This is a genomic window from Amycolatopsis sp. lyj-108, from assembly GCF_046549005.1.
In the GTDB taxonomy this organism is placed as follows: domain Bacteria; phylum Actinomycetota; class Actinomycetes; order Mycobacteriales; family Pseudonocardiaceae; genus Amycolatopsis.
This window is the reverse complement of the sequence record NZ_JAJPWQ010000003.1, coordinates 398,340-411,422: the sequence shown is the minus strand read 5'-3', so window position 1 is coordinate 411,422 and position 13,083 is coordinate 398,340. Positions and strand designations below refer to the sequence as shown.

The 13,083-nt window shown below is 69.1% G+C and carries 14 protein-coding genes; 7 read left to right on the top strand and 7 right to left on the bottom strand.

Features of this window, described 5'->3' with window-relative positions; all coding sequences use genetic code 11:
- Positions 1 to 35: 35 nt before the first annotated feature.
- From ACLJO0_RS13560 to ACLJO0_RS13550, 3 genes are read right to left on the bottom strand one after another with little or no spacing between them, the layout of a single operon-like run.
- On the bottom strand, positions 36 to 1,058 hold the full coding sequence (locus tag ACLJO0_RS13560; protein WP_125793605.1) for a YhjD/YihY/BrkB family envelope integrity protein: 1,023 nt from the start codon (positions 1,056 to 1,058) through the stop codon (positions 36 to 38).
- A 48-nt stretch (positions 1,059 to 1,106) separates the two neighbouring features.
- On the bottom strand, positions 1,107 to 1,895 hold the full coding sequence (locus tag ACLJO0_RS13555) for a transglutaminase-like domain-containing protein (RefSeq protein ID WP_410578847.1): 789 nt from the start codon (positions 1,893 to 1,895) through the stop codon (positions 1,107 to 1,109).
- Between the two features lie 27 nt (positions 1,896 to 1,922).
- Positions 1,923 to 3,149 (bottom strand): cytochrome P450, encoded by a 1,227-nt coding sequence (locus ACLJO0_RS13550; protein ID WP_125793603.1) that lies wholly within the window; start codon positions 3,147 to 3,149, stop codon positions 1,923 to 1,925.
- A gap of 242 nt (positions 3,150 to 3,391) precedes the next feature.
- On the opposite strand from ACLJO0_RS13550, the gene ACLJO0_RS13545 reads away from it, so the two are divergent.
- A complete protein-coding gene (locus ACLJO0_RS13545) occupies positions 3,392 to 4,555 on the top strand; it encodes a steroid 3-ketoacyl-CoA thiolase (protein ID WP_410578845.1) in 1,164 nt (387 codons plus the stop codon).
- 4 nt (positions 4,556 to 4,559) lie between these two features.
- On the opposite strand, the gene ACLJO0_RS13540 is transcribed toward ACLJO0_RS13545, so the two are convergent.
- On the bottom strand, positions 4,560 to 5,045 hold the full coding sequence (locus ACLJO0_RS13540; protein ID WP_410578843.1) for a pyridoxamine 5'-phosphate oxidase family protein: 486 nt from the start codon (positions 5,043 to 5,045) through the stop codon (positions 4,560 to 4,562).
- A gap of 40 nt (positions 5,046 to 5,085) precedes the next feature.
- The gene (locus ACLJO0_RS13535; RefSeq protein WP_410578841.1) at positions 5,086 to 5,931 is read right to left on the bottom strand and encodes an SCO6745 family protein; all 846 of its coding nucleotides are present in this window, start codon (positions 5,929 to 5,931) and stop codon (positions 5,086 to 5,088) included.
- Positions 5,932 to 5,997: 66 nt separating this feature from the next.
- Here ACLJO0_RS13535 and ACLJO0_RS13530 point away from each other — a divergent pair, with 66 nt between their 5' ends.
- Entirely contained in the window at positions 5,998 to 6,864 is an 867-nt protein-coding gene (locus tag ACLJO0_RS13530) for a GNAT family N-acetyltransferase (RefSeq protein ID WP_410578839.1), read from the top strand.
- Between the two features lie 89 nt (positions 6,865 to 6,953).
- On the opposite strand, the gene ACLJO0_RS13525 is transcribed toward ACLJO0_RS13530, so the two are convergent.
- Entirely contained in the window at positions 6,954 to 7,859 is a 906-nt protein-coding gene (locus ACLJO0_RS13525; RefSeq protein ID WP_410578837.1) for an SDR family oxidoreductase, read from the bottom strand.
- Complete coding sequence (locus tag ACLJO0_RS13520; protein WP_410578834.1) at positions 7,856 to 8,653, bottom strand: SDR family oxidoreductase; 798 nt, start codon at positions 8,651 to 8,653, stop codon at positions 7,856 to 7,858. Before ACLJO0_RS13520 ends, ACLJO0_RS13525 begins: the two co-directional genes overlap by 4 nt.
- 91 nt (positions 8,654 to 8,744) lie before the next feature.
- On the opposite strand from ACLJO0_RS13520, the gene ACLJO0_RS13515 reads away from it, so the two are divergent.
- From ACLJO0_RS13515 to ACLJO0_RS13495, 5 genes are read left to right on the top strand one after another with little or no spacing between them, the layout of a single operon-like run.
- Positions 8,745 to 9,494 (top strand): enoyl-CoA hydratase family protein, encoded by a 750-nt coding sequence (locus tag ACLJO0_RS13515; RefSeq protein WP_410578832.1) that lies wholly within the window; start codon positions 8,745 to 8,747, stop codon positions 9,492 to 9,494.
- Positions 9,494 to 10,354, top strand: a complete 861-nt coding sequence (locus tag ACLJO0_RS13510; RefSeq protein ID WP_410578830.1) for a CoA transferase subunit A — start codon at positions 9,494 to 9,496, stop codon at positions 10,352 to 10,354. Before ACLJO0_RS13515 ends, ACLJO0_RS13510 begins: the two co-directional genes overlap by 1 nt.
- Entirely contained in the window at positions 10,351 to 11,076 is a 726-nt protein-coding gene (locus ACLJO0_RS13505; protein ID WP_410578828.1) for a CoA-transferase subunit beta, read from the top strand. The genes ACLJO0_RS13510 and ACLJO0_RS13505 overlap by 4 nt, the downstream gene beginning before the upstream one ends.
- Positions 11,073 to 12,119: an NAD(P)H-dependent flavin oxidoreductase gene (locus ACLJO0_RS13500; protein ID WP_410578826.1), complete on the top strand. Its 1,047-nt coding sequence runs from the start codon at positions 11,073 to 11,075 to the stop codon at positions 12,117 to 12,119. The genes ACLJO0_RS13505 and ACLJO0_RS13500 overlap by 4 nt, the downstream gene beginning before the upstream one ends.
- Positions 12,120 to 12,150: 31 nt before the next feature.
- Positions 12,151 to 12,942: an alpha/beta fold hydrolase gene (locus tag ACLJO0_RS13495; RefSeq protein ID WP_410578824.1), complete on the top strand. Its 792-nt coding sequence runs from the start codon at positions 12,151 to 12,153 to the stop codon at positions 12,940 to 12,942.
- Positions 12,943 to 13,083: the final 141 nt, after the last annotated feature.

Genomic DNA, 13,083 nt, shown 5'->3' with positions numbered 1-13,083 from the left:
AAAATTTGCTATGAAAGCGTCCTTCATCGCGTGGGTCAGGGGCGGCGGCGTGGCCGGAGGCGTTGCGCGGCCAGTGTCGCGACCACTCCGGTCACCGCGCCCACCAGCACCGGTTTGAAGCCGTGCCGATCGGGCGCCGCCACCACGGGCCGGACCACCACGGGCGGCGGCGGCCGGACCGGATCCGGCGGGGCGTCGCGCGCGGTCGCCGTCCAAGCCGTGACGAACACCAGCATCCGGGCCACCAGCGAGATGAAGAAGATCAGACCGATGATGGAACCGAACGCGACCCCGGTCGGCGAATTCCCGATCAACCGCAGGTAGATCCCACCGGCCTGCTTCAGCAGTTCGAAGCCCAGTGCCAGCGCGACCGCGCCGCGCATCGCACTACGGACCCCGACCGGTTTCCGCGGCAGCCGGGTGAGCACCCAGAGGAAGACGAGCCAGTTCGCCAGCAGCGCCAAGGGAATCGAGATCGCCGACAGCACGTTGTGCCCCCAGGCGGTGTCGTCCACCCCGGCCAGCCCCAGCAGATACCGGCCGAGCGCCGAGCCGGAAATCGTGATGGCGAAGGAGACCAGCAGCGCGCTCGCGAGGCCGAGCAGTGCGAGCAGGTCCGCGGCGATCGTGCGCAGCAACGGCAGATCCGACCGGTTCTGGCCCCACAGCGCGGTGAGCGCGTCGCGGAGCGAGTTCATCCAGTTCCAGCCGGAGTACAACCCGATGATCAGACCGATGATCCCGACGCTGGTCCGCTGCTCCACGAACCCGGTGAGCAGCTCGCCCGCCTTGTCGCCGAGGCCGCCCGGCAGGGTGCCGGTGATCGCGCTCAGCATCGACTCGATCAGCTGCGGCTGGCTCGCCAGCACGAAGCCCGCCACCGACACCGCGACCATGAGGATGGGCACCAGCGAGAACAGGCTGAAATAGGTGATCGACGCGACGTAGTGGTAACCGCCGTACTCGATGTAGCGGTTCACCGCCCGCGCCACGTGGTCCAGCCAGCGGTAGCGGGCACGCAGCCGCTTCCATTTCGTCGGTGCTTGCTTCTCCCTCACACGCCAATGTCTACCTCAGCGAGGTCACGGCTCGTGGTCAACACGCGATCAAGCGAGCGCGATCAGCGCAGAGCCGTCGTCCTCCGGCAGTGACGGGCCCGCGGTCGCCAGGACGGTGTTGCCGAGAAAGTCCAGCTCACAGCCGAGGGTGGAGAGAAACGCGGTGTCGGCGGCATCGCGTCCGGTCGCGATCCGGCACAGGCTCTGCCTCGGCGCGAGGCCGGTCGCGTCGAAGACGTACCAGCGGCCGTCGATCGCGGCCTCGAATACGGCGTGGAAGTCCATTGGGGACAGTCCGGGCGCGTAGACCGCGGCGAACCGGGCGGGGATGTCGATCACGCGGCACAGCGAGATGCAGACGTGCGCGTAGTCACGGCAAACCCCTGCCCCGGCGAGGTAGGTGTCGACGGCGTCGTCGGTCGGCGAACCGGAACCGACCACATAGGACAGGTGCTCGCCGACGTGCCGGACGATCGCCTCCACCTGGGTGCGCGTGTCGGGCAAGCCGCCGAAGCGGGACAACGCGAGCCCGCCCATCCGATCCGAGGGGCAGTACCGGCTGGGCCGGGTGTAGCGGATCAGATCGTCTTGACCGAGCGGCTCGGCGTCGGCGGAGCCGAGCTCGCGCTGGGCCCGGTATCGCACGACGTGTTCCCCGGATGGCAGATCGACGACCTGTGCCCGGGTCCGGTGTTCGAACGCCACCTGGCGCGGCGGCGCGGGATAGGCGAACTCCTCCTGGGCGGCCCCGCCCGCGAGCGCGACCACGAACGCGGCGGGGCCGGGTTTCGTGACCCGGAAGGACATCTCGACATCGACCTGAACGTGGGGACCCATGACCCCATGGTGCCCCACGGCATCGGCTCAGGCGTACCGGACCTGGTAGTGCTTGATCCCGTTGAGCCAGCTCGACCGGAGCCGGTCCGGCGGGGCGACTTCGGTGATGTCCGGCATGACATCGGCGATGGCGTTGAAGATCAGATCGATTTCCAGCCGCGCGAGGTTGGCGCCGATGCAGTAGTGCGATCCCGTGCCGCCGAAGCCGACGTGCGGGTTGTCCTCGCGGAGGATGTCGAACTTCTCCGGCTCGTCGAAATGGTCCGGGTCGAAGTTCGCGGAGCTGTAGAACATCCCGACCCGGTCGCCCTTGCGGATGTGCTGCCCGCCGAGTTCGGTGTCCCTGGTCGCGGTGCGCTGGAAGGCGACCACCGGCGTCGCCCAGCGGACGATCTCGTCCGGGGCGGTCTTCGGCCGCTCCTTCTTGTACAGCTCCCACTGGTCGGGGTGATCGAGGAACGCCTTCATCCCGTGGGTGATCGCGTTGCGCGTGGTCTCGTTGCCCGCGACGGCGAGCAGGATGACGAAGAAACCGAACTCGTCGGAGGCCAGCGACTCACCGTCGACGTCGGCTTGGATCAGCTTCGTGACGATGTCGTCCATCGGGCACTTGCGCCGCTCTTCGGCCATGTTCCAGGCGTAGCCGACGATCTCCGCCGACGCGGCGAGCGGCTCGACCTCGTACTCGGGGTCGTCGTAGGAGACCATCTGGTTCGACCAGTCGAAGACCTTCATCCGGTCTTCCTGCGGGATGCCGATCAGTTCGGCGATGGCCTGCAACGGAAGTTCGCACGCGACGTCCACGACGAAGTCGCCGGAGCCCTTTTTCTTGGCCTCGCTGACGATCTTCTCCGCGCGATCGCGCAGGGTGTCCTCGAGTTTCGAGATCGACCTCGGCGTGAAGCCCTTCGACACGATCCGTCGCAGCTTCGTGTGCTGCGGGGCGTCCATGTTGAGCAGGACCAGACGGTTGGCTTCGAGACTGTCGTCGGTCATGTTCTCGTCGAAGCGGATGATCGCGGTCTTCTCCCGCGAGGAGAACAGCTCGCTGTCCCTCGACACCGCCTTGACGTCTTCGAGCCGGCTGACCACCCAGTAGCCGTCATCGCGGAAGCCCGCGGTGTTGTGCGGCTGCGGGTTCCACCAGACCGGTGCCGTACGGCGGAGTTCGGCGAACTCCTCCAGAGGCAGTCTGGTGGCGTAAAGATCCGGATCGGTGAAATCGAAACCGGCGGGGATCAGGGGAGCGGCCACGGGCTACCTCCTACGCGGTTCGCCAATGAAACACGTTCTAGACCCGATTGAAGCATACGGCGTTTACCAAGTGAAGAGTTTCAGTGAAACCCGTTTACTCAGCCAGCGAGAACCCTTCGAGCGTGACATGAAGCGGGAACGGCGACCAGTGATCAAAAACCGGCCGACCCAGGGGCGACTTGCTCAAATCAAGAACGTGTTCTACTTTTCTCGGTAGTAACGGTGTTTCCCAGGAGGCGAACGTGGGTAGTCCGGTGATCGTCGAGGCGGTCCGCACCCCTATCGGCAAGCGGCGGGGTCACCTGGCGGGGCTGCACGCCGCCGAGATCCTCGGCGCGGCGCAGCGCGCCCTGCTCGAACGCGCGGGGCTGGATCCGGCGCTGGTCGAGCAGGCGATCGGCGGTGCGGTGACCCAGGCCGGCGAGCAGGCGGGCAACGTCACGCGCACGGCGTGGCTGCACGCCGGGCTCCCCGAGACCACGGGTGCGACCACCATCGACGCCCAATGCGGCTCGGCGCAGCAGGCGACGCATCTGATCGCCGGGCTCATCGCGGCCGGGGCGATCGACGCGGGCGTCTCCTGCGGTGTCGAGGCGATGAGCCGGGTCCCGCTCGGCGCGAACCGCGGCGAGGGCATCGGCACGCCACGGCCCCAGACGTGGTCGATCGACATGCCGAACCAGTACGGCGCGGCCGAGCGGATCGCGGAACGCCGCGGGATCACCCGCCACGACGTCGACCTGTTCGGGACCGAGTCGCAGGCCAAGGCGGCAACCGCTTGGGCGGCGGGACACTTCGATCGCGAGGTCGTCGCGGTGAAGGCTCCCGTGCTCGGCGAGGACGGCACGCCGACCGGCGAGACACGGCTGGTGTCCCGTGACCAAGGGCTGCGTGACACGACCGTCGAAGGCCTCGCCAAGCTCAAGCCCGTCCTCGAAGGCGGCGTGCACACCGCCGGGACGTCGTCGCAGATCTCCGACGGCGCGGCCGCGCTCCTCCTGATGGACTCGGACCGGGCGAAGGCGCTGGGCCTCGAGCCGCGAGCGCGGATCGTCTCGCAGGCCTTGGTCGGCGCCGAGCCGTACTACCACCTCGACGGTCCCGTGCAGGCGACCGAACGTGTCCTGGCCAAGGCGGGGATGACGATCGGCGACCTCGACCTCTTCGAAGTCAACGAGGCGTTCGCTTCAGTTGTGTTGTCGTGGCAACGGGTGCACCGGGCGGGCGAGGACAAGGTCAACGTGAACGGTGGCGCGATCGCGCTCGGGCATCCCGTCGGCAGCACCGGCGCTCGCCTGCTGACCACGGCGCTGCACGAACTGGAACGCCGTGACGCGAGCACCGCGCTGGTGACGATGTGCGCCGGCGGCGCGCTTTCCACCGGCACGATCATCGAACGGATCTAGCGCGCTAGCCCAAGCCGACCTCGACCACCGGACCGTTGTCCGGCCTCGCGAGCCGTTTGCTCCCCTGACCCTCCTTCCAGAAGTCGAAATAGATGGTGTTGCCCTCGACCCAGGTCAGCACCGCCTCGGTGAGGTCGAGCCGGAAGACGTGCGCCTCCCCGTCGTCGCCCTGCAGGCGGGCGACCTCCGCCGGATCGGTGATCTCGACGGCCTTTCCCGACACCTTCGCGTCCGCGCCGCCCTCGTCGATCGCCGAGGCGGCGTGGATCGCGAACCTGCCGTCGTGCTGCAGATCCTTCGCCTTCATCGCGCCGATCATCGAACCGATCAGCAGGTCCTGCTCACGGAAATCGACCTCACTGCCACTGACCCTTGGCGAGCCGTCCCGCCGGACCGTCGCCAGCACATGCGACTTCTCCGCGGTGAACCGCTCTTTGATCTTCTCCGCCAGCGCGGGTGCCTCTTCACTGAACTGCTGCCACGTCGCCATGCGGAACAGCGTCCCACCGGGGTCCGACAGTTTCGAGCGGTCAGGGCCGCGGCGCCCCCATCGGGTTCGGCAGCGGGATCTCGCCGGTGTCGAAGATCCGGCGGCTCAACGGGACGGCGATCCGCAGGACTTCGGCGGCTCCGACCTCCCCGAGTGCTTCCGAGGGGCCGGCGGCGAGGCGGTCGGTCTCGTCTTCGATCCGTTGGCGCAGCGCGATTCCCTGCTCGGTGAGCTTCAAATCGCCGTCGAGGATGCCTCGTCCGGCCAACCGCGCGACGCTCTCGTCCCATTCGTCATCGGACCACCCACGATTGATCTGGATGACCTCGCGGGTCACCGCCCCGCTGCCGATATGGGTCAGCGTGGTGTCGAGTCCGCGCAGTCCGGCGGCGACCGCGGAAAGCACGTGACCGTCCCCGCGATGCTCGCGCAGCACCGTGGCCGCGAGCCAGCTCCTTCCGACCGGCGTGGCGGGCCTGGCGACCGAAGACCAGGCGGCGGCGAGCGGCCTGGCCGCGAAATCGCAGCCGGTGACGGCCTGTTCGAGCAGGTCGGCCAATTCTTCGAAAGGCGCGTCGGCGGGCAGGATCCGGTTCAGGGCGGCCTCGACGGCGTCCATCCGGCTCTGGAGGACAGCGGCCGGTTCGGCGTATTTCCACGCGTCCGGCAGGGATCGCGCGACCCTCCGCGGGGCGAACCCGAAGAGCATCGCGGTCGCGGGTGGTTCCGCCAGCGGCCCGAGCGGCGCGACCCGGCCGGCGAAATAGCCCATCCACCAGCCCGGCAGACCCACCGCCTTGGCCGCGGCCGCCGTTTCCGGGGCGAAGTAGACGACGGCGTGCAGCGGCTCGACCGCTTCCCAGAGACGGCGCTGAAGTGACTTCACGTCCTCATCTTGGCCTCACCGAAAACCGGATGCGAGCCCACCGTCCGGTGGTGTGTGATCACCGGCATGGCGATCGACTTGGAGCGACCGGGACTCGACGGACTGAACGAGGCCGTGGACGCGCTGCGGGACTGGCAATCCGAAGGGGTGGCTTGGCAGCTGCATCCCGGTGACCTCGGCTGGTTCTGGCGCTCGGGGGCGGAGGCGACGGCCGCGGCGGTCCGGATCTGGCGCCGCGACGGCCGGATTCTCGCCGTCGGGCTCCTGGACGGAGCCGACCTCCTGCGGGTGACGACCGCGCCGGACATACGTCGAGACGAGGAACTGGCTCAGCGGATGGCCGAAGACGTGATCGCTCCGGAGCGCGGTGTGCTGCCGTCGGGAGAGGTGGCCGTCGAGGCGCCGATGGACGCGCTGCTCCAGGATCTGCTGGCCGGACACGGCTGGCGCACCGGCGAACCGTGGACGCCGCTGAGCCTCGATCTCGCCGAACCGGTGAAGGCCCCGGACCTGCGGATCGAGACGATCGGACCGGACAACTGCCACGTATGGGCCGATGTGATGCGAGGAGCGTTCGACGGCTCGACGTTCACTCCCGAGAAGTGGCGCACGATGGCGGCCGGTGCGCCGTACGCCGACTCCCGGTACTTGGTCGGGTACGACGAGCGGGGCGAGGCCGTCGCGGCGGTGGCCGTGTGGTCGGCAGGCCTGGGCAAACCCGGTGTGCTGGAACCGATGGGCGTGCACGGGGACCATCGAGGGCACGGCTACGGCAGGGCGATCACCTTCGCCGCGGCGGCCGCGCTCCGGGAGCTGGGGTCGTCGAGCGCGGGCGTGAACACGCCTAGTTCGAACATGGCCGCCGTCGCGACCTACGAATCGGGTGGCTTCAAGCGGCTTCCCGAGGTCCGGGATCTGACGCGGGACGCCTGAGCTGAAGGGCGCTTTCCCCGCATGTCACGCCGCGAAGGGCGCTTTCCCCGCGTGGCATGCGGGGAAAGCGCCCTTCACCCCCGCGACCCCTAAGCCCCGTAAACAGGTTCAGGGACCGGAGCTTCCGCCAGCAGCTCCGCCACCACAGGCCCGAGTTCGGCCGGTGCCCACCGGGATCCCTTGTCCCGCACCGTGCCGTGCCGCCAGCCCTGCGCGATCGAGACGCGTCCGCCGTCGACCTCGAACACCCGCCCGGTGACCCCGGACGACTCCTCACTGCCGAGCCACACCACCAGCGGTGACACGTTTTCCGGTGCCATGGCGTCGAAACCGTCCTCCGGCGCGGCCATGTCGTCGGCGAAGGCGACTTCGGTCATGCGGGTGCGGGCGGCCGGGGCGATCGCGTTCACGGTGACGCCGTAGCGCGCGAATTCGGTGGCCGCGACCAGCGTGAGGCCCAGGATCCCGGACTTCGCGGCCGCGTAGTTCCCCTGCCCGACGCTGCCGAGCAGGCCGGCGCCGGAGCTGGTGTTGATCACCCGCGCGGTCCGCGTCCGGCCCGCTTTCGACTCGGCGCGCCAGTACTCGGCGGCGTGCCGCGTCGGTGCGAAATGGCCCTTCAGGTGGACGCGGATGACCGCGTCCCATTCGTCCTCGCCGAGGTTGACGAGCATCCGGTCGCGCAGGAATCCCGCATTGTTGACCAGGACGTCCAAGCCGCCGAACGTTTCGAGGGCCGTCCGCACCAGCGCGGCGGCGCCGTCCCAGGACGCGATGTCGTCGGTGTTCGCGACCGCCTTGCCGCCGAGCGCCTCGATCTCGTCGACGACGTCCTGCGCGGGCCCCGCCGACCCGCCGCTGCCGTCGATTCCGGCGCCGAGGTCGTTCACCACCACCCGCGCGCCCTCGGCGGCGAAGGCGAGCGCGTGCGCCCGGCCGATTCCACGACCGGCCCCGGTCACCACCACGATCCGGCCGTCGGCGATCCCGCTCACACCGGCTCCTTTCGTTCTTCGACCTTGGAATTGGAAGCGGCGAGGAAGGCAGGCACCTCTCCCCCGCCGTGCACGGTCAGGCAGGCGCCGCTGACATAGGAGGCCAGCGGGGAAGCCAGGAACACCGCGCAGGAACCGATCTCGTCCGGTTCGGCCAACCGTCCTAACGGGACTGTCGCGCCCACGGCCACGATGCCCGCCTCGTCGCCGTAGTGCAGATGCGAGTGCTCGGTCCGCACCATGCCGACGTCGAGCGCGTTGACCCGCACCTTCGGCGCCCACTCGACGGCGAGCGACGCGGTCAGGTTGTCCAGGCCCGCCTTCGCCGCACCGTAGGACGCTGTCCCCGGCGACGGTCTCGTCGCGCTCACACTGCTGATGTTCACGATGACTCCGCCGCTTTCCTGCTGCTGCATGATCACGTTCGCCGTGCGGGCGACGGTCAACGGCGCCAGCAGGTTCAGCGCGACGATCTTTTCGTGGAACCGCGGCGACGCGTTCGCGACCTCGGCGTACGGTGCGCCGCCCGCGTTGTTGACCACGACGTCGAGCCTGCCGTGCCGCCGGACGACCTCTTCGACGAGCGCGTCGACCTCTTTAGGGTCACGGACGTCGCAGGAGATGAACGTCGACGCCCTCTCCCCGGCGCAGACCGGCCGCTCGGGTTCGGTGCGGGCACAGGTGACGACCTCGGCGCCGGCACGCAGAAAAGTCCTGGTGACACCGGCGCCGACGCCGCGCACCCCACCGGTCACCAGCACCACGGCGCCGTCGAGCCGGAGTTCGAGTGCCATGCGAGGCCTCCTTCACGTCGCTGTACCCGGGCCGGACGTCCTGCTAACCTACCAAGCAAGTGCTAGGTTTGGTAGCTGAGAAGGGTGCACGATGACCGTTTCCACCCACTCACCGGAGCCCGGCATCGCCGTGGTCACGGTCGACGCGCCCCCGGTGAACGCGCTGAGCGTGAAGGGCTGGTTCGCCCTCGCCTCCGCCGTCACCGATGCCGGACGCGATCCCGCGACCCATGTGGTGGTGCTGCGCGCGGAGGGCCGCGGGTTCAACGCCGGGGTCGACATCAAGGAGATCCAGCGCGATCCGGGGTACGGCGCGCTGATCGGCGCGAACGAGGGTTGCGCGGCGGCGTTCTCCGCCGTGTACGACTGCGCGGTCCCGGTGATCGCCGTGGTGCAGGGCTTCTGTCTCGGCGGCGGGGTCGGCCTGGTCGGCAACGCGGACGTGGTGATCGCCGGCGAGGACGCGACCTTCGGGCTCCCGGAGGTCGATCGCGGCGCGCTCGGCGCGGCGACCCATCTCTCGCGGCTGGTCCCCCAGCATCTGATGCGCGCCTTGTACTACACGGCATCGACGATCAGCGCGGCCCAGTTGCACCACCACGGTTCCGTCTACGCCGTGGTCTCGCGGGAGGAGCTCGACGAGACCGCGCTCGGTGTCGCGCGGCAGATCGCGGCGAAGGACACCCGCGTGATCCGCGCCGCGAAACAGGCCATCAACGGCATCGATGTCCAGCCCGTACATCGCAGCTACCGCTTCGAGCAGGGATTCACCTTCGAACTCAACCTGGCGGGCGTCTCCGACGGCGCGCGCCAGGAGTTCTTGGACGGCAAGGGGAAGTGATGGCCGACAAGCGGATGACGCCGGACGAGATCGCCGCCGAACTGCGGGACGGCATGACGATCGGGATCGGCGGCTGGGGCTCGCGGCGCAAGCCGATGGCGCTGGTGCGCGCGATCCTGCGCTCACCGGTCAAGGATCTCACCGTGGTCTCCTACGGCGGCCCGGACGTCGGGCTGCTGGCCTCGGCGGGCAAGATCAAGCATCTCGTCTTCGGCTTCGTCACCCTGGACTCGATCCCCTACGACCCGTGGTTCTCCCGGGCGCGGGAGTCCGGGTCGATCTCCGTCACCGAGTACGACGAAGGCGTGTTCGGGACCGGCCTTTCCGCTGCCGCGCAACGACTTCCGTTCCTTCCGACGCGTGCGGGCCTCGGCTCCGGCGTCATGGATCTGAACCCGTCGTTGCGCACCGTCCGATCCCCGTACGACGACGCCGAAGAGCTGCTGGCCGTGCCCGCCCTCAAGCTCGACGCGGCCTTCGTCCACCTCAACCGCGCCGACGCCCGGGGCAACGCGCAGTATCTCGGTCCGGATCCGTATTTCGACGAACTGTTCGCTCTGGCCGCCGAAAAGTGTTACGTGTCCACGGAAAAGATCGTGGAGACGGCCGAACTCGCCGAAGCGGGACCGGTGCAGAGCCTGCTGCTGAGCCGGATGCTCGTGACCGGGGTGGCCGAAACGCCGAACGGCGCGCATTTCACCACCGCTGTCCCGGACTATGGACGCGACGAACGTTTCCAGCGTCACTACGCCGAAGCGGCCAAGAATCTCGACGTGTGGCCGCACTTCGTCGACAGGTTCCTGTCCGGCGACGAAGCGCACTACCAGAAGGCCGTCGCCGAATTCGGGGAGTCCGCATGAGTGACATCAGTCGTGCCGAAGTGGCTGTCGTGGCCTGTGCCGAATTGTTCCGCGGTGACGGCGAAATCGTGGTGAGCCCCATGGGGTTCATCCCGTCGCTGGGCGCCAGGCTCGCCAGGCTGACGTTCGAACCGGACATCCTGCTGTCCGACGGCGAGGCGTATCTGATGACCTCCGACGCCGTCGTCGAAGGCTGGCAGCCGTTCCGCAAGGTCCTCGACACCGTGGTACCGCGCGGAAAACGGCACGTCGTGATGGGCGCCAACCAGATCGACGGCGAGGGCAACCAGAACATCTCGGCGATCGGCGACCATTCCCAGCCCAAGAAGCAACTTCTCGGCGTGCGGGGCGGGCCGGGCAACACGGCCAACCACCGCACGAGCTACTGGGTTCCGCGGCACAGCAAGCGGGTCTTCGTCGATCAGGTCGACGTCGTGTCCGGCGTCGGTTACGCCAGGGCCCGCGAGGCCGGGTTGCGGTATCACGACGTCCACCGCGTCGTCACCAACCTCGGCATCCTGGATTTCGGCGGTGAAGATCACGCGCCGAGGCTGCTTTCCGTGCATCCGGGGGTTTCCGTGGACGAGGTCGTCGAGGCGACGTCGTTCCCGCTGAGCACCGACGGGGTCTCCGAGTCCCGGCTGCCGACCGAGGCCGAACTGCTGTTGATCCGCACCAGCCTGGATCCGAAGTCCTTGCGGAACAAGGAAGTCCCGTCGTGAAGACCGCGCTGACCGAGCTGGCCGGGATCCGGCATCCGATCGTGCAGACCGGGATGGGCTGGGTCGCCGGGCCGCGGCTGGTGTCCGCGACGGCGGAAGCGGGCGGCCTCGGCATCCTCGCGTCCGCGACGATGACCTACGACGAGCTGGCGGCGGCCATCAAGGAGGTCAAGAGCCGCACCTCCCAGCCGTTCGGCGTCAATCTCCGCGCGGACGCCGAAGATGCCGCGCGCCGGGTCGAACTCCTCATCACCGAGGAGGTCCGCGTCGCGTCCTTCGCGCTCGCGCCGAAGAAGGACATGATCGCGCGGCTCAAGGACAACGGCGTCCTCGTCGTCCCTTCGGTCGGCGCGGCCAGGCACGCGGAGAAGGTCGCGGGCTGGGGCGCCGACGCCGTCATCGTGCAGGGAGGCGAGGGCGGCGGGCACACCGGCGGGGTCGCGACGACACTGCTGCTGCCGTCGGTGCTCGACGCCGTCGACATCCCGGTGGTCGCGGCGGGCGGCTTCTTCGACGGCCGGGGGCTGGCCGCCGCGCTCGCTTACGGGGCGGCCGGCGTCGCCATGGGCACCCGGTTCCTCCTGACAAGGGAAAGCACCGTGCCCGACGAGATCAAGCAGGCCTACCTCGCCCGTGATCTCAACGGCACCGTCGTCACCCGCAAGGTGGACGGGATGCCGCATCGCGTCCTCCGCACGGAACTGGTCGACGCGCTCGAGTCCGCCGGTCCGGTGCGCGGGCTCGCCAGGGCCGCCCGCAACGCCTCGAAGTTCCGGAAACTGACCGGGCTGTCGTGGCGCTCGCTGGCCACCGAGGGAGTGCGGATGAAACGCGGCGGCGACCGGACCTGGTCGCAGGTCCTGATGGCCGCCAACACGCCGATGCTGCTGCGCGCCGGGCTCGTCGATGGCGACCGGAGCGCCGGGGTGCTGGCGTCCGGGCAGGTCGTCGGCCTGCTCGACGACCTGCCCGCGGTCGGCGACCTCATCGAGACCATCGTGGCCGACGCCACCGGCATCCTGCGGCGGCTGGCCTCGGAGTGAGGGGCCGAACGCGCTGTGCTTGACTTCGGCCATGATCTCGGAGAGTCGTTGTCCGGTCGAGGACGGTGAGCTGTACGTCCGCAGCACCGGCGAAGGGCCGCTTCTGCTCCTGATCGCCGGTGGGCTGGGCTCGGCGGACACGTTCCGGGCGATGACGAAGCTCCTCGCCGACGACTACACCGTCGTCACCTACGACCGGCGCGGCCACTTCCGCAGCACCGACACCAGCACCGGTCCGGTCAGTGTGCCGAAGCAGGCGGACGACGCCCACGCGGTCCTCCAGCACGTCGGCGGCGGGCCCGCCAGCGTGTTCGGGACCAGCGCGGGCGCCATGATCGGTCTCGACCTCGTCGCCCGCTACCCGGACGCGGCGACCGTGCTGGTCGCCCACGAACCCCCCGCCATCCAGCTGCTGCCGGACGCGCTCGGCTGGCTCGACGAGGCCAACGCGCAGGTCCGGCTCGCCCAGGCTGGCGACCTGATGGGGGCGTTCAAACGGTTCACCGACGGGATCGCCGGCGCCGCGCTGCCCGAACTGCGCGCGATCCGGCTGCCGAACGAGGAGGACTGGAAACGGCTCTTCGGCCGCGAACTGGCCGAGATCCTCGACTACCTTCCCGACCTGCGGGCGCTGCGGAAGGCGAGGACCGAGATCGTCCCTGTCGCGGGCGTCGGCAGCCGGGGGCACTACCACTACCAGCCCGCGAAGGTCCTCGCGCTCGAACTGGGCCTGCCGTTCACCGAGATGCCCGGGGCGCATCTGGCGCCACAACGGAACCCCGCCCAGTTCACCGAAGCGCTGCGGGACCTCCTCGAAGGCTGAAGCCGGCGCCGGTACAGGTGGTCGTGAGTGGCGTTTCGGGTTAGAACCGACCGTGTTCCAGGTACCTACGGCGGATGGGTCGGGATCGCGGGTCCGTGAGGGACTCCTTCCCTACCCTGAGAGTAGGGAAGAGGCCCTTCA